This is a genomic window from Paenibacillus sp. CCS19 (assembly GCF_033239625.1).
Classification (GTDB): Bacteria; Bacillota; Bacilli; order Paenibacillales; family Paenibacillaceae; genus Paenibacillus_T.
Genome location: NZ_BTCK01000015.1, coordinates 1 through 21,896 on the forward strand (window position 1 = coordinate 1; position 21,896 = coordinate 21,896).

The window sequence follows — 21,896 nt, forward strand, 5'->3', positions numbered from 1 at the left end:
ACGATTAAACACAAAGAGAAACCCAGCGTTTTGAAAAAAAACGTGGGTTTCTCTACAATCTGAGGGAGGAGACGTTGTGCGTCTCCTCCCCCTTCGATCACCTATCTAATGCTCGAACCGTTCCGCAATCCGTTTCATCCACACGACCATCAGCGCCGCTTCCTCATCGGACAGCGGCTCTCTTACTTTACGCTCACCTTCGTCAACGATAGCAAGTGCCGGCTCACGCAGTGCCTGCCCTTCCGGCATCAAATAAATTCGGTTCGCCCGTGTATCCTGCTTATCTTGTTCTCTCCGAATAAGCCCCTTCTCCTCCAGCCCCTTGAGCAGAAACGTCGTCGACGCCGGCTGAATGCCCAGCACTTGAACGACCTGCTTCTGCGTAACGCCTTCCTGCTCCCACAGCATCATAAGTACACCGAGCTGTGAATTCGTAATGCCAAGCGGCTCCAATCGCTGGTCCAAGTAGTTGCACATATTCCGATAGTTTCGTTTCAGCCAATAGCCGAGCTTCGACACCAACAACTGATCCATATGATCTCAACTCATTTCAACAAAGTGATTACCCTCATCCTACAATAGAAAGGAAACCACTGGAAGAGTGCAGGCGGTCAACCTATCTCGTCGCCTCCGCCTCCGCCGCATCGAAGGCTTCAAGCGCATTAACGCCATGCGACAGAACGAGACCTGCATTAACGACTCCTGCTACGAGCAGCGCCTCCGCTATCTCTTCACGAGTACCGCCTAGCTCGCAATAATGCTTCACATAACGGGCAATGCTGTACGCACAGCCAATCACATGAGCGGCGGTGACAGCAATCAATCCCTTTAATCTGGCATCCACTGCCCCTTGCTCTGCGAATACGGCGTCGGCGAAACGATCATACGCTGTGAATGAAGCCGGCGCCAGTGCGCGGAACTCGTCAAACCGATCCATATTCGATGCGCTGTATAAGGAATCCGTCTGCTCTCCGCTCATCGTTAGCACTGCGTTGACCCCATGGTACAGCACGCTCTCTGCATGAACGGCGCTGGCGACGAGGATCGCCTCTGCGAGCTCGCTCATGGATCCTTGCTGCTTCTTAAGCTTGCCGGCATGAACATCAATGCAATATGGACAACCTGTCACATGAGCCACCGCGGCTGCTATCAATTCTTTCTCCTTCGTGCTAAGCAGCTTGGGTTCGAATGCCAGGTGCTCAAGCTTGAAGTAGGACTTCGCCCCTTCCGGCACAAGTTTCTGCAGTTCCGCGATACGAGCCAAATTAGAACGCTTATACAATGATCCATTCATCTGGTAATCCCCTCCATATATTGAATCATTATTATGATATCTAACTAAAACTGGAACTGATATCCATCTGCAGAACTAAATTAACAACGTCCATCAAATCCATTCCCACTTCATATCGTTAGATAGTTAACTATATTTCGTTCTATATCTAACTATTCCAACTCATTTTGCAGGCTCACGTCACATCGCCCACATCAAACGCATATGTATGGAGCATCTATTCGAATCGCTGTGCAGGAGGCCGATTCATCTCATGACCGCCCGATATGCCCCTCGCCGACCGATGCTTGCCGCCACGACGCGCGAACTTCCTGCTGTGGATCCGGCGAGACTCGAACATTCCGCTCAATCGTTCCAACCGATGCTGCAGGATGCCTCGCGAGTTATTAGCCGAATGACGGAACGCTCCTTCGCGCTTCCGCTCATGACAGCGGCGCAAGCCGGTCATCAACAAGAAGTGGATCGCATGATCAAAGCTGCAGCCGGCGCCTCGCGCATCCATGCCAAATATACGCCAAGCGGCATCGTCATCACCGTTGAACCAACGAATGTGAATGACAGCTGCTGCAATCTGTCCATGACATTGCGCTGGGGGAACTGATCCTCCCAATCTGCCTATAAACGCAAAACACCCCTGCGCCGGTCCGCGCAGGGGTGTTTCAATCCGTATAGCCGTAAGGTTTAGCCTTGGCTGCCAATATAGACGTAACGGAGTACAACGAGAATAGCCAGAATCCACATAAGCGCGTGGATTTTGTAGCCGCCGTTCTGGTCGCCCTTCTTCGTAATATTAGCGAATGCTGCAAGCAGTACATACGATACGATACCGAACGAGATACCGTTCGCAATGTTGTACGTGAACGGCATAAGCGCCAGCGTCAAGAACGAAGGAATCGCGTACACCATGTCAGTGAAGTCAATGTGCTTAACGGAAGACATCATCAGTACGCCGACGATAACGAGCGCTGCTGCCGTAGCCGAACCAGGAACGAGCGACACAAGCGGTGCCAGGAACAACGCAAGCAGGAAGCAGATACCTGTCGTAACCGATGTCAGACCCGTACGGCCGCCTTGCGCTACGCCTGCCGAGCTTTCAACGTACGCCGTTGTCGTGCTCGTACCGAGAATTGCGCCGCCGCTTACTGCAACAGCGTCAACGAACATCGCTTTACCGATGCGTTTCTTGCCTTCTTCTTCGTTCTTCATCAGTCCTGCACGGCTAGCCGTGCCGACGAGCGTTCCGAACGTATCGAACAATTCAACGAACGTGAACGTCAGAACGACCGAGATCAAGCCAGCTTCCATTACGCCGTCGAAGTCAAAGTCCCAGAAGTTCAGTTGACCGAAGTCAGGTGCCCAAGTAGCGCCCGACAGCGTGTCGTTCACATTCACTTCGCCCATCAGAATTGCAATGATCGTCGTACCGATAATGCCGAACAGGATCGCGCCCGGCACGCGCATAACCATCAGAATCGCAATGAGGAAAATACCGATAATCGTCAGAACAACGCCGTTGTTCTCCAGGCTGCCCATGTGAATGACCGTTTCAAAGCCAAGCACGTCCGTGAAGATGCCCTTCGGCACTTCCGTTACCGTGTTCTCAACGGCAACCGTCAGCAGGCCGCTGTTTTTCAGACCGATAATCGTAATGAACAGACCGATGCCGGCAGTAATTGCATGTTTCAAACTTTCCGGCACTGCGGTAATAAGCATTTGACGAACCTTCGTTACCGTCAGCACGATGAAGATCAAACCGGAAATGAAGACGGCCGTCAAAGCGATTTCCGGTGAAATTTTACCATTGGAAGTCAATACCGTCGTTGCAAAATATGCGTTCAGACCCATGCCCGGTGCAAGTGCAACTGGGAAGTTAACGAACAAGCCCATAGCGACTGTGAAGATACCGCCTGCAAGCGCCGTCGCGAGGAATACGCTTGTCCAGTCCAGCCCCGTCGCAGACAAGATGTTCGGGTTGAGCGCTAGAATATACGCCATAGTCATGAAAGTCGTCAAGCCCGCCATAATTTCTGTCCGCACATTTGTTCCGTGTTCCTTTAGTCGAAAGAAACGTTCCATTTTTCGAAAAATCCTCCTTAAAAAATGTGTTGGAACAAACAAAAGAACCTAGGAAAATGCAGATAATCATCGCACTTCTCCTAGGTTCCTCAAAAACAGGAAAAACATACACGCACGCTGGACCGGCGCACGCGCTGCTCTTCCCATTTTTTTCGTAGCCAGATCATTTACGGTGATCTTGTAGAGACTCTCAAGCCAATTCTTGAGATTATACGAAAAGATATTTTGTTTGTTGTGATAATCAGTCTTCATTTTAAGGACGAGCACACGTTATGTCAACGATAATTTACGAACATTAAATCTTGAAAGGGTTTTCAACCTTCGGTAATTGATGGAAAAACATCGTTCTAAAGCCTCATACAGGATACATTTCGTAGCTCATTTGGGTGATTATGGTGTATGTTTGTAAAGCCAGAAGAAGCCCTGCAGGCCATAATCGGCTTGCGGGGCTTTTATATCGATCAGTCATATAATCCTTTGCCTTCCAGGATCTTAGGGATGTATTTCTCGACCCGAGCGGCGCGCGTCTTGGACGTCTTAGGGTCCGAGAAATGCAGCAAGTATGCTCGCTGCCGACCCGGCGTCAACGCCTCGAAAGCATCCTTCAAGCCAGCGACCTCATCGAGCTTCGCTTGAAATTCCTCCGCCATCGCAAACTCCGTAGGCGCCTTAAACTCAACGGTCAAACCGGATCTTTCCGCCTCGATCGCTTCGTAAATATAGGCCTGCACGATCGATTCCAGCTTCTCGACGTCTTGTACAGTCGTGAACCGGATCTGGCGCGCCGACTGCACATTCTCCGTCTGCTGAATAAGCACTTTATCAGGATCGCTCAGCAGAGCACCTTTATGAAACAATACTGCGCAGTATTCTTTGAATCCATGAATAAGGACGATGTTCTTGCCCTGCGACGTATAGCACGGACAGCCCCACTTCAACTCTTCGGTCAGTTGGCAGTTCAGGGAGATCGCTCGCAGCCGTTTGAATTCTTCCTTCCACTTGCCTTCTCGCTCTATGAAAGCATCAACCTTAGGGTTCGTCTTGGCAGTCGCCATCCCGTTAATCCTCTCTTCTTGGTCATTAATGATCTATTCTAGTATCTATTATGAGCCATTAGGCAGAGGAGTCAAACTAGGATTAACACCGACTGTTACTAAACACGCTCTTTATTCAGCTGCGTCAGACGATTCATCTTCTTTTCTATCCTCGAATAGATCCGTCGACAAATAGCTTAAGCCCGTATCAGGCAAAATGACAACAATCCGCTTCCCTTTATTCTCGGGACGTCTTGCCAGCTTCGTTGCTGCCCATATGGCACTGCCAGACGAAGTCCCTACAAGAATGCCATCCGTTCTGGCAACTTCACGCGCAGCTTCATAAGCTTGCTCGGTTTCGACTTCAAGCACCTCATCGATAATATCGGTGTGTACATTGGCCGGCACCCGAGCCTCCTCCTGATCAGAGAATCGGTGAACGCCCGTTATCTCGGCTATTTCCGGATTCTCCGCAGTAGCGATGGAAGCATGTCCCGGTTCTACTCCTACAACCTGAATATTAGGATTTCTGGACTTCAAATAAGCGCCTACCCCACTGATCGTTCCGCCTGTTCCCACTGCTGCGACTATAATGTCTACTTCGCCATTCGTATCCAACCATATTTCGGGTCCCGTCGTTGCTTTATGAATAGAAGGATTTGCGTCATTGTCCACTTGATTCAAGAATACAGCATTTTCTACATGCTCTTCAAAATAAGGTGCAATGACTTCTTTGATGACAGCGACGAAATCCCCCTCTGTTCGTTCAATCGCTTCTTCCACACCAGGAATCTCTGACATGTTGGAAATCTCCGCCCCGTACGCTCGAGCGGCTTTCTTACGTTCTTCGCTTACATTATCTTGAATAACGAGCTTAAGCTTATAGCCTTTTGCGGCTGCTATTGCTGCAAGCCCGATTCCCGTATTGCCGCTTGTCGTCTCTACAATGGTGTCGCCCGGCTTTAAGATCCCTTTCTTCTCTGCATCCTCGATCATGGCAGCAGCAATACGATCCTTCACGCTGTTGGCTGGATTAAAATATTCAAGCTTTGCAACGATTTCTGCCTCTAGTTCATGCTTCTTGTTATAATTCACCAGCTCTAACAAGGGGGTCTTGCCGATTAATTGCGTGATGGACTTATTAATGTTGTTTTTCGTAATTGGTGTCATGCCTTGTTCCTCCCTTGATAGATGAAGTGAGACAACCCAATTGTGCCAATAGGAATAATATGTAATTAGCTGTCTTGAAGCTAATCATTACATGATTTTAATGAGCAATACCATCAGGAATAGAAACTTTCTGGGCTTCCATATAAATTATCTATCCGAGCATGAAAGATGAATAGAAGTTGTGAAGCATGTATTGAGAACTTCTATTGGTCAAAAATTGTGAGCCGAGATAAAATGAACACAACAATAAACTTAATAATTCCTATAAGAAAACAATGCTTAAATCAATGTAGTTATTATTGTATTTTAGAGGGGATGTACGACTGATGGCTAAATCCGTAAAAGTAACGACATCATGGAATGAAGACGGTTATGTAGAAATTGAGTCGAGAGGGCATAAAGTGATTTCGGATGTGCGAGCGGAGCTCGGAGGGACAGATAGAGGCTTAGCTCCAGGTGAACTGCTTATTGGTTCGCTAGGCGCCTGCCAGTTGCTGGTCGCTCAACTGAATGCAAAGCGATTCGATATTGATATTCAGAACTTGGCGGTGGAATTAGAAGCCGAAAGCGTTAAAAACGAACAAGACGGCAAGTCGCTGTTCCCTGCGATCAAATTCAGTATTCGGATTGAATCCAATTCCCCTGAGGAGAAAGTCAAAGCATTTATCGAATTCGTTGAGAATCATTGCCCAGTCGGCGCAACCTTATCGAGTGCAGTCCAGCTTATTCAGTCCGAGTTAATTGTGAAGAGACCGGAATATCACTGACACTATAAGGGGTACCGTCAGCAAAACGCAGATTTACAACGCTAAGGAATTTGGGCTATAAAAAAAGCCGGTTCTCACCTGGTCAAAACCCTTATTTGTGGACAGTAAGAAAAACCCCTTATTTTGAAAGCTGGCTTGGTACTGTACCGGAGTCAGCTTGTTTAATCTTCTTTGAGGACGACGATGATTGTAAACGTGGATATATTCCTCAATTCGTCTTTATGCTTCCTCAATCGATCGGATATCATAAGGGTAGAGACCTTCTGTCTTCAAATGTGAGAAGAAGCTCTCCATGAGACATTGTCATAACAATTGCCTCGACGAGACATGCTGATTTGGGCGCCAACCTTTGGCAGCATGTCGTGGTAATCGAAGGACGTGTATTGGGTTCCCTGGTCGCTGTGAACGATCAGTCCAGTCACGTCTTTCTCTATTTCAAACGCCTTAGTGAACGTTTCTAGCACAAGCTCTTTATCGTTTCGCAAGCTCATGTTATAGGCTACAATTTTGTTGCCGCATAAGTCTTTAATGGCAGAGAGGTACAGCCAACAGTCTTCTACTCGATATTGCGTGATATCCGTTACCCATTTATGCTTCGGCGCAGTCGTTTCGAAATTGCGATTTAGTATATTTCTAGCCACCCGGTCACCATAATTCCATCCCCAATGATGATGAAATTTTCGACGTATTTTAGCGCGCAGATTCATTTCCTGCATAAGTCTCTGCACTTTCTTATGGTTCATCCACACCTCATGATCTTGATGTACGAACAGCTGTATTTGACGATAACCATATTTACCATCATAACGATCATACGTGGCACGAATGATCTATCTAAAGGGCTGATCCTTATCTATAGCCTTTCTTTTGAGATAGGCGTAGAATCCGCTTCTGGAGATCCCGACTTCTTTGCAAAGCTCTGTATTGGTAAAATGGTCTCTCAGCTCTTCGACGAGCCGATGCTTCTCTGGTACACCTCCGCCTTCGTAATGGCCAACCACTTTTTTAGAACAGCATTCTCCAACTCAAGCCTTTTGACATAGCGGTCCTGATCCACGTATTCCTTTCTCTTCCCGCGAGTATCCATTAATCCGAATTCACCCATTTGCTTGTACCGACGCATCCACACTTTCAACCGATCGACATCAACGATCTCTAGCGTTTCTGCAACCTTCTCCTTCGTCATTCCTTGCAGTCTCATTTCAATTGCTCTTTTCTTTGTTTCGAAGCTATATGTTTTGTACTTCCGTTCCTTTTTCGCCATACGAAAAACACCCCCTATAGTATTACATCGGCATAAACACCAGGGTGTTTTTCCAATGTCCACTATAAGGGGTGCACTTCAACCACTTAAGGGTGCAACCGGCTTTAATTTAACTTAGTTCAATGGTCGTAATGATTCTAAGGTTGTAGCCCCTCTCCATCACTTCTATAACAAATCTCGATCAACATTAAACGGAGCATATAATATTTGGTCGTGGACGCTAAGTTCTATAATTATTGGTATCTATTTCTCTTTGTATAAAGGTATACCCAGAACCTTTTCATTAAATAAATCTCGGCTCATAATTCTAATCATAAGTTTTATCTTTACCGCGTATCCGATCCTTACGTTTTACACCGATTCTTCTTTTCTGAAGTTAAATGGATTATATGAGTACAATGGACATTTTCTTATTGCTCTTCTATTTGGGTATTCCTTGGTCAATACTTTCTCCGACTTAGTTCCGAGTAAATCCATCTAATTTATTTGAAAAATATATCATGAAAGAGACATGAGAAGAATTTCTTTAAGTCTATTCGTTTAACGGTCTACTCGATCGTTGTTGGTGGCTTTGACATTAAAACTCCCCTCCAACCGCAGAATATCGCAGGTGGAAGGGAGCTTGTTTTATAAGGGAAAATTATAAGTCGACTTGTTTATCTTTCGTTAGAAACAGGACTAAGTCATCGTCAGCCCGTACCAGCGAGCCAGGCACAACTTGAACGTTGTCATAAAAGATGCCTCTCTCGTCTGGGACATACCCCCGCTTCACATAGAGCCGCTGCGCGTTCCCATAGTACGGATAGAGACCAACGCCAATGCCAATGACGTCGTAACGCTCGAACGCAATCTGCTCAATAGTATCCATTAACGCGCTGCCGATTCCTTGTCTTCGGAGCGAAGGCATGACATCGAAATTGTTGATCTCAGGAATTCCCTGTTCCATGAAATACGGATAATTCGATTCGGACAGCAAATGCAGCCATCCAGCGAAGCTGTCATTATGCAAGGCAACAAGGGTAATCCGTTTCCCTGTCGTATTCTCATCCCAGCAGCGCTGGATGTAATCCCGCGGCTTGCTGACGTCTTGGTCGTGAAGTGCATGGAATACGAGATCGATATCTTCATTTATCATACGGCGAATCGTAATAGAAGTATCATCCAGCATGCGGCGGCGATCTTGCACGTGGGGCACTACGATTAACTAGGACTACATCGTTCTCATTCCTTCACCTAATCAAGTGGGCTTTATTTGCAATTCTATTCCGTTTACTTCAACGGTATGAAGAAATTCCTTCTTCTCACATACACCAGAAAGAATTGCAGCAGTGTTTACAAAAGAGAGCTAAGAAACTTGGAAGTCCAAAACAATATGGCTCAGAAATCATTTGAGAAAAACATTGTGGAATCCAGTTCGTGATGAAAGAATCCCGAAATTTTGTAACAATTTAGGTAAATAGATATTGATAAATCTTACTGTATGCTATATACTTCAAAAGTGTTTTTATCTCAAATTATCCATATAATGGTGTTAAGGGGGTTGTAGAAGGTTTTTCAAGGTGGATCTTGAGCCCAATAATAAACCAAAGACAGGAGAATATTAAAATGAAAAAAATGATGTTGTCGCTTGTTTCATCAGTAATTTTAGCTACATTTATGTTAATTGGGGGGGCATATGCTGCTGCACCTGATAATAGTACAAAAGATGCTATCAAAGTTGCTAATGAACACTTCCGTAAACTTATTATTGATAGTGCTGATGGGCATGATGGGAATCCTCTGAAAGCTTACAATATCGTAGCGCAAGATACTAGTGATGCGAACAATGTCCAAATTTCTGTAGAGCTAGTATATGAAGGTTCGGAAGCATTACCACCTGTGCCATACTTTATTGTAAAAGAAAATGGAAGCTACAAAGTTAAGGAAACAATTGTTCAGATCGATCTTAATCCCCTGTCTCCTAATTACAAAAAGGTAAGAGTAGGAAATGCTAAAATTTCCAAAGGTGGAGATATTATTACTTATGCAGTAATTAGTGGATCTTTCTATGCTGATGAGATTCTTGCTAATTCGGGAGGCCTGAATAGCTCGACAACTACATATTTTGGCCATACTTTTTCAAATACGAAAACAAATATTACAATTAACGGTTGGCAAGAGAAATCATCTGGAACAGAGTCTCTTTCTTTACGATATGGAATAGCCGTAAAAAATGCTGGTGGAGTGTACACAGATTTGGCTACATCCTCACTGGTTACTGGCAATGTGCCACAAAATGGTACTTGGTTCAACAGATATTTAACTAACGTGACTGTAGGAAATAACCGCTGCGTATTTGTAGAAAACACCAATTACTCCAAAGCCTTGGTTGCAGGAAATGCATATGAGTAATATATTCTTCGAATAAAACGGATTAGCTAGAAATCCTACAATGTGATATAACGTGCCCCGCATAAAATGAAATTTATTGTGGTTAAAAAATAGGACTTCGTTTCCACCTAACTGTGGATGCCGAAGTCCTATTTATTTGCTCTTGAGTTGATTAATTTTGTCAGACTTTTGGAGATAACACTTACACTCAGAATTTTGCAGTGATAGAATGCTTATCCACAACAAAATCAGGGGTACACTTAACCGTCTTATAGTTTGGGGATCTGACATCCATATCGACTGAACAGATCTGTTTCTGTACTTGATAACGATCTAAGACTTGAACAATCGAATACTCTATGGCAGGCAACGGGCCAAAATCATTACCATAGTCTAGTATCACGGAGGCCTTTATACGATCAGGTGAGGATATATCAATATTATTGATTGTAAAACCTAGAAGAGGCTCTCCATCACGATCACCTGTTTTCATAATCTCAGTAAAATAATCATTAAATATATATTTCGCAGATTCGAGGGGGGCTTGACGAAATTCGTTTACAGAAAGACTTGTCTTTTCTTCAATAGAAGTATCGGGGCTTTGAGCATTCGTAATGGAAATCCCTAGACATAGAACAACTAAGAGTCCAACTAAGAGTGAAGCGAACTTTTTGTTCATTAACACTATTACCACCCTTTCCACATACATGTGATATGTATATTATACGATCTTTGAGCAAATTATGTTTCAATCCCCTCCCATTATTATGCTAAATCCGTAGGCATTACGGAATGAATTCCACCCAATGGTCGACACACCTCTCTACTCTGCCCTAAATTTCTTGGTTTAACAAACAATACTCCCTTCTATTTGCTTTACAACGCAAATAAAAGAGAGTATCTTTTGCATTCTATTGTTGCAGGTATACGCTTAATCCCAATGCCTCCAACGCTCGAAACCCTTATACATCAAGAATTCCAAGCGTTTACCGACATTGAATTTCTCCAGCCTATTCCCACTCGATCGTTGCCGGTGGCTTCGACGTTACGTCGTAGACGATACGGTTAACGTTGTCCACTTCGTTGACGATACGTACGGAGATTTTCTCGAGAACGTCCCAAGGGATGCGCGCCCAGTCTGCCGTCATGCCGTCGATCGACGTTACAGCGCGGATGCCGATCGTGTACGAGTACGTACGAGCATCGCCCATAACGCCTACGCTCTTCATGCCTGGCAGCGCCGTGAAGTACTGCCAGATCTCACGATCAAGGCCAGCCTTCGCGATCTCGTCGCGCAGAATCGCATCGGATTCGCGTACGATGTGCAGCTTGTCCTCCGTTACTTCGCCAAGTACACGGATCGCAAGACCCGGACCTGGGAATGGCTGACGCTGTACGATTACGTCTGGCAGGCCGCATTCCGCGCCAACTTTACGAACCTCGTCTTTGAACAGCGCCTTCAGCGGCTCAACGAGCTGGAATTTCATATCTTCAGGCAGACCACCTACGTTGTGGTGCGACTTGATCGTCTGCGCCGTAGCCGTACCGCTCTCTACGATATCGGTGTAGAGCGTGCCTTGTGCGAGGAAATCGAAATCGCCCAGTTTAGCAGACTCTTCGTCGAATACGTAGATGAATTCGTTGCCGATGATTTTACGCTTTTGCTCTGGATCCGTTACACCCTTCAGCTTGCCAAGGAAACGCTCGCTTGCATCGATCTTAACCACTTTCATATCGAACTTGCCGACGAAAGTCTCCATTACTTCCTCAGCCTCGTTCTTACGAAGCATACCGTGGTCGATGAACATACACGTCAGCTGGTTGCCGATTGCTTTGTGGATCAGCATTGCAACTACCGAGGAATCTACGCCGCCGGACAGTCCGCACAGCACTTTCTTGTCGCCGACTTGCTCGCGGATGTCGCGAACCGTGTCCTCGATGAATGTTTCCATGCTCCATGTGCCTTCGCAGCCGCAAACATTAAACAGGAAGTTGCGGATCATTTCGTTGCCGTATACAGAGTGACGAACCTCTGGGTGGAATTGTACCGCATGGAAGTTGCGCGACGCATTGCTCATTGCTGCGATTGGCGCATGCTCCGTGCTGCCCGTTACAGTAAAGCCAGTTGGCGGCTCAACAACGAGGTCGCTGTGGCTCATCCATACCGTTTGCTTCGCGTCGAGGCCGCTCGTCAGTGCGAAGTCAGATACGAAATCAACTTCTGCTTTACCATACTCACGCTTGCCAGCGCGTTGAACTTTACCTTCCAATTGGTGCGACATCATCTGCATGCCGTAGCAAATGCCGAAGATTGGAACACCCAGGTTGTACACCTCAGGATCAACAAGCGGTGAATTCTCTTCATATACGCTCGCAGGACCGCCAGAGAAGACGATACCCTTCGGATTAATCGCGCGCAGCTTCTCAGCCGACGTGTTGTACGGCAGCAGTTCGCTGTATACGCCCAAGTCGCGGATACGGCGTGCGATCAGCTGGTTGTACTGTCCCCCGAAGTCGAGGACGACGATGATTTCGTTCGGTTTGTTCATGAGACCCTCCTAATAGTGTGCAGCAGCAAAAATATATATCAACGCCTAAGCTGTTGAGATCGATGCTGGGGCAGTGCTTTTCCTTCGATGGGTACAAGCTCTCCATCATGATTGTAGTCATTATATAAAACCACGTTCGCGGCAGTCAAGGACAGCGCCCGTCAGCTATGATCCCCAATCCAGCCCTATGCTGCACCAACACCTCTCATTGACATTGAGAATGAGAACACTTATCATTTTAAAGATAGTAATGATAAGTATTCTCATACACCTATAGACATCATTTGAACAGAAAGGTGCTGAGGCATCGTGTTCTCTCCCGAACAGCGTCAACTGATGGAATCCCATTTTGGCTTGACGTTCGAGCCGCATCCATCTCCAGTTGCAACATTCAAGCTAATTGATTTGTATGAAGCCGAGCATATGCAGCGCTTCTTAGATGAATATAACCCCGTCATTAAAGGCTTGGAGCCTGCCGTTGGCGCTATGTATTTGACGAGCAACCTAATTCTATTCAGCTCTGCGCTTCATTATATGGTCGCATGCTGCGATCACGCTATCGATTTTGCGCCTGAGCATTTTACAGCTGAACTTATCTATATTGAGGGCAATTACTCGTACTACACCGTTCGTTTCTGCGTAAACGAAGCGGTTGCCATTCCAATCGATCTAAACAATCGCGAGCAGCAGCGCAATGAATTGTTCGCAAGGTTGTATGCGCATACGATCCGCCCGCTTATCGAGCTTCTTCACCAACTGACCAAGACGCCAAAGCTGCAAATGTGGGGCTCGTTCCCTCGGATTACATACACGTACGAGTCGCTCATCGCACAAGAGAAGGACCCGATCCGCAAGCAGCGGCTCGAGGCTGACTTCCATTACACGACGGATGAAATGCCTCCCGATGCGTTCGGCACGAAGCGCAATCCTTACCATCATACGTACCGCTATGTCGACAATCCGCTCAACCCGGATGTTCCTTATCGCATGAAGCCGACCTGCTGCATGTACTATCGTACGGAAGACGGCGAGTACTGCTATACATGCCCGCGTCTGAAGCCGAAGGACCGGGAGGTACGCAAGCAGCAAATGATCAAGGAGCTAGCAGCGAAGAAATCTTAATTTTATATCGTGTCATAGCACTTAAAGCCTTGCCTGGCTTACGCCGGGCAGGGCTTTTTTATTTGATACAACCTACTGTTCTACAGCTGCGGACGCATAGGATTGGCGTTTATATCCATAATAAGCATGGTGTACCACACTCTAACGAAGACGGCGCAGGTGATGCGAAATGGCTATTGTTCAACGCAAAATAACGTTTCTTCAAGCAGCCATGATCTTCATGCTAGCGAACGGACTAGTCAGTCATGTCATCGTCAACCCGCTGCTGCTCGATGCGTCGGGACGCGATGCGTGGATTACAGTCCTTTTATCCGGCGCATTCCTCATCCCATGGTGCATCCTATTGGCCGTCGCCATGCGTCGTTCCGGACAGCAGAAGCTCATCCCATGGCTTTCGGCCCGCACGCATCCGGTCATTGCATGGCTTTTCGTTCTGCCGGCTCTAGTCTGCCTATACATGATCGGCGGAATGACGGTCTCATACACGACAACTTGGACGATCTCCAACTATTTGCCAGGTACGCCGCCACTTGCCCTCAGCATCCTGCTCACCGTCACCAGCGCGGTATGCGCCTTATGGGGCATTCGCGTCATTGCGATAACGTCAGGCATTCTGCTGCCGATCGTCGTGGTGTTGGGTTATTTCGTCAGCATCTCCAACATGCCGGAGAAGGATTTCGCTCTGTTGAAACCTTATCTTGAGCACGGCTGGGGCAGGGTATGGAAAGGGATGATTTACGCCGGCGGAGGATATATCGAGTTCGCCTTTCTAATGAATTTGCAGCATCACATCCGTACCAAAATAAAACCTTGGCATATCGTCACCCTAGCCATGATCATGGTCTATATCTCGGCTGGACCGATCATCGGGGCTATTACGGAATTCGGGCCGAATGAAGCGGCGAAGCAAATGGCCTCGCCCTATGAGCAATGGCGTCTCGTCAAGCTCGGCGACTACTTCGAGCACGTCGATTTCTTCTCGATCTACCAGTGGCAGGCCGGCGCCGTCACCAGGATGAGCCTCGCTATCTTTCTTATCGTCGACATGCTGCCGATCACAAGGCGAATAACCAAAATGATGGCAATCGGGCTGATCTCGTTAAGTTACATCATCCTTGCGGTCATTCCCATTAACGAATACACCTACTATTTGTTCCTGTATCGTTACTACTTCCCGGTATCGTTCGTCGTTCTGTTCGTCGCATCAGCGATGTGGATGCTGATCTCAATGGCCTCGAAGCCTTCAAAGGAGGTGCAATAATGGCAAACTCAAGCGGAAGCAGCGGCAACGTCAGCTCTTCGAGCGGAGGCAATACGGCCAACATGAGCTCGAGCAATAAAGGCAGCAACAATGGCAACGATAGCAGCAGCGCCAGCAACGCCCCAAACAACGCTAATCCCGACAATGCCAATAACGCCCGCAATGGCGGCAGCTCCCGCAAATCGAACAAGGCAAGCAACGAGCCTTGGACAGAGGAGCGGCTGCAGGAAATATTCAAGCGATTCAGCGACGTAAACTTCCAATCCTATCAGCTGGACGAGCAAGCGAATTCGCGAGTATTGCTGTTGATGGCCGAAGGATTGAGCGACAGCTCGATGATCGGCAAGATCGTCCTGCCAGGGCTTGTCGATATGTACCATGAAGGCATATTAAGCGAATCGACCAAGAAAACCCTATGGACCGGCGATCTGCCAATGAGCCTGATTCAACGATCCGCTACGCCTGAGGAAGTTGTAGAAACGGTCTTTCGCGGCAGCCTTCTCGTGCTGATCCCGGCGATTCATATGCTGTTCGCGCTCGATCTGGCCGACCCGCCGAAGCGCGTCCCGTCGGAATCGAATACCGAGATATCCATTAAAGGTCCTCGCGACGGCTTCGTCGAGGAAATTACAACGAATGTCGCGCTCATCCGGAAACGAGTAAAAAGCGATTCGCTCTGCTACGAAACCTTCATTTTGGGCACGCGGACAAAGACGCGGGTGGGTTTGCTCTATTTTGACGACCTTCTGAATCCGGCGGTATTGAAAGAGGTCCGCAAGAGGCTGCAGCAGATCGATATCGATGGACTGTATAGCGTGGGGCAACTCGAGGAAATGATTTCGGATTACAAATTTTCCGTACTGCCGCTTATGGACTACACCGGGCGGCCGGATTATGCATTAAGCAGTCTGTTAGCCGGCCGTTTCGTCCTGCTTCTCGATGGCAATCCGATGGTCCTCATCGGGCCAAGCACGCTTACGCTCCTGTTGAAATCGCCGGAGGACATCCATTTCAATTTCTTCTATGTCTCGTTCACTCGATCAATCCGACTGATTAGCCTGTTGATCACGCTTCTCCTGCCTGGGATTTGGGTTGCGCTCATGGCGTTCCACCAGGATCAAATCCCGTTCCGGATGATGGCCACGATCTCCGTATCGCGGCTCGGACTACCGCTCTCGCCGCAGATGGAGTTTTTCATTCTTCTGCTGCTGCTCGAAATTTTCCGAGAGGCGGGCGTACGGCTGCCGAACCCGATCGGACAGACGCTCACCGTCGTAGGAGGACTCATCATCGGCGATGCCGCCATCCGCGCCGGCCTCGTGTCTCCTTCCGTCGTCGTCGTCGGCGCTGTAACGGCTGTGTCAGGCGCCACGCTGGTCAATCAGACGCTTAGCACCACCGTCAGCATCATTCGGCTGTTCATTTTCGTGCTGGGCGGCATTCTAGGCATGTATGGCGTCATTCTAGGCATCGTTCTGTTCGCTGCCTATACGTCGCGATTGCATTCGTTCGGCGTGCCGTTCATGACGCCGTACTCGCCGCTTCGCTTCAAGGAGCTGCTTGCCGCATTCCTTAGGGTGCCATGGAGATATATCGCGAAGCGTCCGAGCTCGCTAGAGCCGACCGACCCCGATCATCAGCCGGAGACTGCCTCCTGATGGCGCTTCGGGGCAAGACGTTATACCGAATTTCCGCAGCCGCGTTATCGCTGTTGTGCACCCTACTGCTTACGGGCTGCTGGAATTCGAGGGATATTCAGAATCTCGCCTATGTCACGGCTATCGGGATCGATTACAAGGACAACCATTATATCACCTATGTTCAAGTGCTGAACTTCTCGAACATAGCCCGAACCGAAACAAACACAATCGGCAAACCTGTGCCAATCTGGATCGGCAAAGGGGAAGGAACGACGGTTGTGGATTCGCTTGACGCCATGATGGCGACATCCCAGCTTCGCATGTTCTGGGGACATGTCAAGGCGCTTGTCTTCACGGAAAATCTGATGCGCAAGGGAATCGTCGAAACGTTCAATGCGCTGAACCGTTATCGGGAAATCCGCTATCGGCTGCTCGTCTACGGAACGAACGAAAAGCTGGAGAATGTGTTCACTAAGAAATCGCTGTTGAATCTTTCTCCCCTTGATACGATCATGTATACGCCGGAACAGACCTATTCGCAGCGCTCATTTATTCAGCCCGTGTATGGCCATCAAGTGATTGCCCGGATAAACGAGCCTGGACAGCCCACGATGCTGCCATCCTTGACGGTTACGAGAGAAATATGGACGGAGGACGCGAAGGGCGTGCCGCTTCTCAGCATATCCGGCGCCTATTTCTTCAACGACAATGTTCTATCCGGCTGGCTGTCTTCCGAAGATCTGAAGGGTTCGAGGTGGATTCAGAAGGATCTGAAGCAGGCGATTATTCAAGTCCCGAACAAAGACGAGATTGTCGCCACACTAGCTTTGTTAAAGCCGAAATATCGCATTCGACCGGTCGTCGACAGCGGCAACAAGGTCCGATACGATATCGATGTTCGCATCCAGGGAAAGCTGTTTGAGCTGATCAAAGATATGCCGACACGGACATTAGAGAAGCTCACCCAAGATGCCGTTATACGTGAAGTTCAGGAAACCTATCGCAAAGGGCTGGCGGCCCATTGCGACGTATTCAATTTGGAGGAAACGCTCTACCGCAATCACCCGAAAGTTTGGCATAACCAGCACCGACCAGAGCCCTACCAATTGTCGGAGGACTCGCTTAGAAAAATAACAGTGAAGGTGTCCATTCGAAACACCGGCAAATATAAAGGACGAGTGTAACGGTCGAATCGGGCTGCGCGCTTGCCGATTTATACGGATGAAAAATGAAAGAAGCTGTCGCCAATGCACCTGAGGTGTCTATGGCTCAGCTTCTTTCATTTCCGCTTGCCTATTCAGATGCAGCTACGGCGTTACTGCCGCCTTGCTGCGGCGTGCGTGAGAGGTGCCGCGCTGCAGTTGGCGGACAACGTCCGCGAGCTCATGGACGCTTGGTCCGCGGAATGAGGCGGCCTCGCCGAAGCGCGCGGCTTCGTCCCAGCGCAGGAACCGCTCCATCGCGGCCGCTTCGCCGCTCATGAGCGGCAGCTGCGCGCTGTACGCTCGCGCGCTCTGCGCCGGCGCGCGAGCGCCGAACCGGCGCTCGACGCGCCGCCATAGCGCATCCGATGCGGCGAGATATCTCGCCCGCATCGCGAGCGCGTTTGGCGCGTCAGCGCCTGCTGCGCGGGCATAGCCGCGCAGCGGTGCGGCTATGCCGCGCCGGCGCAGCCGGGCGGCGCCATGCGCCGCCAGCGCGCAGACCGCGAGCGCGGCTGCGCCGAGCGCCGCGGCCAGCGGCGCCGACGGCGGCCATGCCGCCGTCCAAGCGGCTTCGCCGCCGGCTGCGGCACGGCCGGCGGCGTGCCGCACCGCGTGCGCGAGGGCTTCGCCCGCTCGCGCGAGCGCGTCGGCGGTCCGCGAAGCGGCCGCCGACAGCCAGGCACCGGCGCCGCCGTCTTGCGCGGCGCTTGTGCCTGGGGCAGCTGCATCGGGCAGAGTGAAACTGCCCGATGCGCTGCCGTGCGAGGCGGCTGCGGACGGTTGTGCCGCCGACGCGCCGCTGAAGCCCGGGGTTGGGTCGAACGGTACCCAGCCCACGCCAGGGAAATACACCTCAACCCATGCATGCGCGTCCGAATCGCGCACCACATACGTTGCTGTTCTACCCGTCTCATCTACAGACGAATTCACTGTCGTCGCAGCACCAGCTTCAGCAGCATTGGCGCTGCCCACCGTACCTGCAGCTTCCCCCGCCATGCCTGCGATAATGGCGCCTGCCAGCTTCGCATCTTCATCATTGCGGGACAACTTATTACCTGCTCCCAATCCTACGCTCGCCAGCGTCAAGCCGCCGTTCGTACGGCCTGCGGCCACCGTCTCCGGCAGATCCGTGCCTCCTGCGGACTCCGCAAGCTCCCCAGGGGCAAAACCTTTCACCCAACGCGCCGGAATTCCCTGCGTTCGCAGCATGACAACCATAGCCGTCGAGAAATGAACGCAATACCCGCGCTGCTGCTCGAACAGAAAATCATCGACAAAATCAGATCCAACCGGCGGCTGATCCGTTTCATTAAGCGAGTACGTGTAATGCGTCTTCAAGTACGACTCCAGCGCTTTCACCTTCGCATATCGAGTCATCCCGCCCCAGCTGTCCTGCCCGTCGGCAATAACCTGCGCCGCCATCTCCGTAACGCGGGATGGCAAGCTCGCCGGCAGCTGCGTGTACGCTTTCGCAACATCCTCTGGATCGTCTTCCGTCGGCCCCTGCATCGCATTCAGACGCTGCTGCAGCTGCTCCTCGGTCAGCGGCGCCTGCGCCTCCACCGTGTACGAGGCCACCTTCACGCTTGTACCCGGCGCGAACAGCGTTCCCGCAGCCTCATCCTCCCAATAACGAAGCTGCTGACGCGACGGCGACTCCGACACGAGCTGAGTTACAATCGCATCCGTTCCCCCTGCAAAAAGCGGCAGCCCCGCTTCCGGTTCCGCCATATGGAACGTTTCCTTCACCGCGCCAATCGAAGTGCCTGGTTCGGCCACCAGTCTGCTCGACCATTCCGTCCCGTTGTCCGTCCACCCGCGGCCCGTATAGATGGATTTGGATGTGCCGCGCCAATACATCGGCTGATCCGTCTCCACGGTGAACATGACCTGATTAACCGATTTGAGCGATTCGCCCAGCCGGGTGTCATCAAATCCGTAACCCGTCGTCGCTTCGCCATTTCCTCGCGCGTTCGCCGTCTGCGCCGAATAGCGATCCGACAGCCGGTCGATCGCGCCTTCCCATCGGTCCGACCATTCCGCTGTCCAATTAGCTGGTTCGGTAGACCAAGGCTTCTGATAGGCGCCTATCAGAGCGGCGGCGGCAATCAGCGTACTCACAACGAGCGTCCCGCCCGTCCAGCGGCTCTGCCAGCCAGCCATTCGCCCTGCCCTCGTGCCGCTCTCCGCCCCCAAGCCATAAACCCGGTGCACGCGCGCCAGCGTAACGGATGCCGCTAATAACAGCCACTCCAGCGATGCTCTCGCAACACCCCACTGCGTATCCATACCCAGCCATTCATGCAGCAACAGCAAGTAGAGCACCGTTGCCAGTCCGATTCCGTGCGACAGCTGTCTGGCCCAAATAATAAGCTGCAGCGCAGGCACGAGCAGCGCCCAGCCGAGCAACAGTACAAGCGCCCGCACCTCGCCGGACATGAGCCACAGACCGCCTTCTGTCAGGTGCATCACTTCATCCGCCATTCTTGACGGAAAATCCATCAGCCAAGCCAGCGGAGCCTGGCCCTCTCCATATAGCTGCCACAGCGTCCACCCAATAACGAGAATATTCCAGAAGAAGGCGACGGCTGCGCGCCAGCGAAACATCTCTCCCGCTGCAAAACACAACACCGCAACAAGCAGCGGCGCGGCATCCACCTTCATATTGCCGGTCGGGCGGGTCCACGGCCAGATCCATTCCAGCAGCAAGCCATACAACAGAAGACTCGTCCACAGCCGATGGACAAAAGGAACCGCCTCATATAAGCCGCGCTCCTTGCGGTGAATATCCTGCACGTTCTTATTGGCTTGCCCGCTCATTCGACTCACCGCCTTCCGCTATTGCAGTCTGCTGCGTTATATCGCTGCTGTCCGGCATCGGAACCCACACGACGCGAATGCCTGCATTCTCCCAATCGCGCTGTCGCGCTCTCATCGCAGCCGATGGCAGCCGTTTCGATGTCAACACATGCACCTCAATGCGACAGCCGTTCGCTGCCGCATAAGCAGCCAGCCGTTCGCCGAGATCGCCGCTTCGCCACTCTGCCGTGATGAGAAGGAAGGTCGCGCCGCGGCTAACTCCTTCTCGATTCAACGCATCATCTAAGCCGGATATTCCTTTATCCTCAGCAGCCGCGGCACCCGTTGGAGCCGGCTTCGGCTTCATCCGCGCCAATCGCTCCAATGCCTCCCGCTGCGTAGACAGGCGTGTTGCCTGCTGTCCACCGGTCGACTCCATGCCGCCAAGCAATCGGAACGTTACGCCGTTGTTCACCGCATAACGAATTTGCGCAGCAGCATAACCAGCGGCAGCATCAAACCAATAATCATTGCCGTCATACGCCTCCGCTGCTGTATCCAGCAGCATGAGCAGCGCCGGCGGCTGCGACGCGGGCTCCCGCTTCGTCACCCAGCTTCTGCCTCGCGATGCCGCCCGCCAGTCAATATGACGCGGATCATCGCCAGGCCGATAAGGCTGACGCTGTACGCCCGCCCCGTCAGCAACCGTCGTTTGCTGACGAGGCACTGACCGGCTGCGTGTCCGTTCCGTCGAATGCACATAACCGCCAGTCGATGCATCAAGCGGTCTGCTCTCCATCAGCTTCTTCGACTGCCCGCTTCCAATCGGCAGCTCTAATGGACTTGTCCAATCCGGCAGCACGAGAAAAGAAGGCCGTTCGGCCTTATCCCTGCTCACCGGACTCTCCTTGCTTCCTTGGCGTATCTCATCGCTCGTCACTCGAACCGGTATAAGACGCTTCATTGCTGTCAAACCGAACGCATCTCCGATCGTTACCTCCATCGCTTGATACCGATAGGAACCTCGTGCCAACTCGCGAATCGTATAGGCAATTTGCCATTCTCGTCTCTGCCATGGCAGTCCGACATGGCCATAATGGACCGCTCTCTGTTGTCCGCCGCTCTCATTGATGCATTCCTCGCGAACGAACACCCATAAGAGCGGAAGCGGCATTCGCATGCGCAGCGTCAACACAACCTGGAGCTCACCGCCCGCCGCTGCCTCCGGCGCCGATAATGTACGAACCGCCTCGATACCAGCCGCTCGTACGGCAATGACAGGAAGCAGTCCCACGATGACGATGCCGCTTAACAGCACGGCTGCGAACAACTCAGGCATCTCTCC

General features: G+C 50.6%; 19 protein-coding genes and 1 riboswitch. Of the genes, 7 read left to right on the forward strand and 12 right to left on the reverse strand.

The genetic code is table 11. From position 1 onward, the window contains the following. Positions 1-105 precede the first annotated feature (105 nt). Positions 106-534, reverse strand: coding sequence for a MarR family winged helix-turn-helix transcriptional regulator (locus SBI19_RS12360; protein ID WP_317968504.1), 429 nt, complete (start codon positions 532-534; stop codon positions 106-108). An 82-nt stretch (positions 535-616) separates the two neighbouring features. Then, positions 617-1,294: a carboxymuconolactone decarboxylase family protein gene (locus SBI19_RS12365; RefSeq protein ID WP_317968506.1), complete on the reverse strand. Its 678-nt coding sequence runs from the start codon at positions 1,292-1,294 to the stop codon at positions 617-619. 253 nt (positions 1,295-1,547) lie between these two features. Between SBI19_RS12365 and SBI19_RS12370 the strand changes: the two genes are divergently transcribed. Continuing rightward, entirely contained in the window at positions 1,548-1,895 is a 348-nt protein-coding gene (locus SBI19_RS12370; protein ID WP_317968508.1) for a YuzC family spore coat inner layer protein, read from the forward strand. Between the two features lie 80 nt (positions 1,896-1,975). Here SBI19_RS12370 and SBI19_RS12375 read toward each other — a convergent pair whose 3' ends face one another. The 3 genes from SBI19_RS12375 to SBI19_RS12385 all read right to left on the reverse strand — a co-directional run bounded on the left by SBI19_RS12375 (position 1,976) and on the right by SBI19_RS12385 (position 5,574). Further along, positions 1,976-3,370, reverse strand: coding sequence for an NCS2 family permease (locus tag SBI19_RS12375; protein ID WP_317968510.1), 1,395 nt, complete (start codon positions 3,368-3,370; stop codon positions 1,976-1,978). Positions 3,371-3,505: 135 nt separating this feature from the next. After that, positions 3,506-3,606: riboswitch (purine riboswitch) on the reverse strand. A gap of 225 nt (positions 3,607-3,831) precedes the next feature. Beyond that, on the reverse strand, positions 3,832-4,425 hold the full coding sequence (locus tag SBI19_RS12380; RefSeq protein WP_317968512.1) for a YdeI/OmpD-associated family protein: 594 nt from the start codon (positions 4,423-4,425) through the stop codon (positions 3,832-3,834). A gap of 111 nt (positions 4,426-4,536) precedes the next feature. After that, on the reverse strand, positions 4,537-5,574 hold the full coding sequence (locus SBI19_RS12385; protein ID WP_317968514.1) for a PLP-dependent cysteine synthase family protein: 1,038 nt from the start codon (positions 5,572-5,574) through the stop codon (positions 4,537-4,539). A 326-nt stretch (positions 5,575-5,900) separates the two neighbouring features. Between SBI19_RS12385 and SBI19_RS12390 the strand changes: the two genes are divergently transcribed. Then, positions 5,901-6,341 carry an OsmC family protein gene (locus SBI19_RS12390; RefSeq protein ID WP_317968516.1) on the forward strand — a complete coding sequence of 147 codons (441 nt, stop codon included), beginning with the start codon at positions 5,901-5,903 and terminating at the stop codon, positions 6,339-6,341. Between the two features lie 33 nt (positions 6,342-6,374). Here the strand turns inward: SBI19_RS12390 and SBI19_RS29565 are convergent, their stop codons facing one another. The 4 genes from SBI19_RS29565 to SBI19_RS12405 form a co-directional block, all read right to left on the reverse strand. After that, entirely contained in the window at positions 6,375-6,554 is a 180-nt protein-coding gene (locus SBI19_RS29565; protein ID WP_350340447.1) for an IS3 family transposase, read from the reverse strand. 56 nt (positions 6,555-6,610) lie between these two features. Further along, on the reverse strand, positions 6,611-7,171 hold the full coding sequence (locus SBI19_RS12395; protein WP_317968700.1) for an IS3 family transposase: 561 nt from the start codon (positions 7,169-7,171) through the stop codon (positions 6,611-6,613). Positions 7,172-7,281: 110 nt separating this feature from the next. Continuing rightward, positions 7,282-7,542 carry a helix-turn-helix domain-containing protein gene (locus SBI19_RS12400; RefSeq protein ID WP_317968518.1) on the reverse strand — a complete coding sequence of 87 codons (261 nt, stop codon included), beginning with the start codon at positions 7,540-7,542 and terminating at the stop codon, positions 7,282-7,284. Between the two features lie 703 nt (positions 7,543-8,245). Continuing rightward, a complete protein-coding gene (locus SBI19_RS12405) occupies positions 8,246-8,773 on the reverse strand; it encodes a GNAT family N-acetyltransferase (protein WP_317968520.1) in 528 nt (175 codons plus the stop codon). Between the two features lie 437 nt (positions 8,774-9,210). On the opposite strand from SBI19_RS12405, the gene SBI19_RS12410 reads away from it, so the two are divergent. After that, the gene (locus tag SBI19_RS12410) at positions 9,211-9,996 is read left to right on the forward strand and encodes a hypothetical protein (RefSeq protein ID WP_317968522.1); all 786 of its coding nucleotides are present in this window, start codon (positions 9,211-9,213) and stop codon (positions 9,994-9,996) included. A gap of 187 nt (positions 9,997-10,183) precedes the next feature. On the opposite strand, the gene SBI19_RS12415 is transcribed toward SBI19_RS12410, so the two are convergent. Further along, on the reverse strand, positions 10,184-10,654 hold the full coding sequence (locus SBI19_RS12415; protein WP_317968524.1) for a hypothetical protein: 471 nt from the start codon (positions 10,652-10,654) through the stop codon (positions 10,184-10,186). 331 nt (positions 10,655-10,985) lie between these two features. After that, positions 10,986-12,524: a glutamine-hydrolyzing GMP synthase gene (gene guaA / locus SBI19_RS12420; RefSeq protein ID WP_317968526.1), complete on the reverse strand. Its 1,539-nt coding sequence runs from the start codon at positions 12,522-12,524 to the stop codon at positions 10,986-10,988. A gap of 309 nt (positions 12,525-12,833) precedes the next feature. Between guaA and SBI19_RS12425 the strand changes: the two genes are divergently transcribed. The 4 genes from SBI19_RS12425 (at position 12,834) to SBI19_RS12440 (ending at position 17,731) form a co-directional block, all read left to right on the forward strand. Further along, on the forward strand, positions 12,834-13,646 hold the full coding sequence (locus tag SBI19_RS12425) for a (2Fe-2S)-binding protein (RefSeq protein WP_317968527.1): 813 nt from the start codon (positions 12,834-12,836) through the stop codon (positions 13,644-13,646). Positions 13,647-13,815: 169 nt separating this feature from the next. Further along, positions 13,816-14,907 (forward strand): endospore germination permease, encoded by a 1,092-nt coding sequence (locus SBI19_RS12430; protein WP_317968529.1) that lies wholly within the window; start codon positions 13,816-13,818, stop codon positions 14,905-14,907. Continuing rightward, complete coding sequence (locus SBI19_RS12435; RefSeq protein ID WP_317968531.1) at positions 14,907-16,565, forward strand: spore germination protein; 1,659 nt, start codon at positions 14,907-14,909, stop codon at positions 16,563-16,565. Before SBI19_RS12430 ends, SBI19_RS12435 begins: the two co-directional genes overlap by 1 nt. Continuing rightward, the gene (locus tag SBI19_RS12440) at positions 16,565-17,731 is read left to right on the forward strand and encodes a Ger(x)C family spore germination protein (protein WP_317968533.1); all 1,167 of its coding nucleotides are present in this window, start codon (positions 16,565-16,567) and stop codon (positions 17,729-17,731) included. Before SBI19_RS12435 ends, SBI19_RS12440 begins: the two co-directional genes overlap by 1 nt. A 123-nt stretch (positions 17,732-17,854) precedes the next feature. Here SBI19_RS12440 and SBI19_RS12445 read toward each other — a convergent pair whose 3' ends face one another. Next, on the reverse strand, positions 17,855-20,572 hold the full coding sequence (locus tag SBI19_RS12445; RefSeq protein WP_317968535.1) for a transglutaminase-like domain-containing protein: 2,718 nt from the start codon (positions 20,570-20,572) through the stop codon (positions 17,855-17,857). Positions 20,573-21,896: the final 1,324 nt, after the last annotated feature.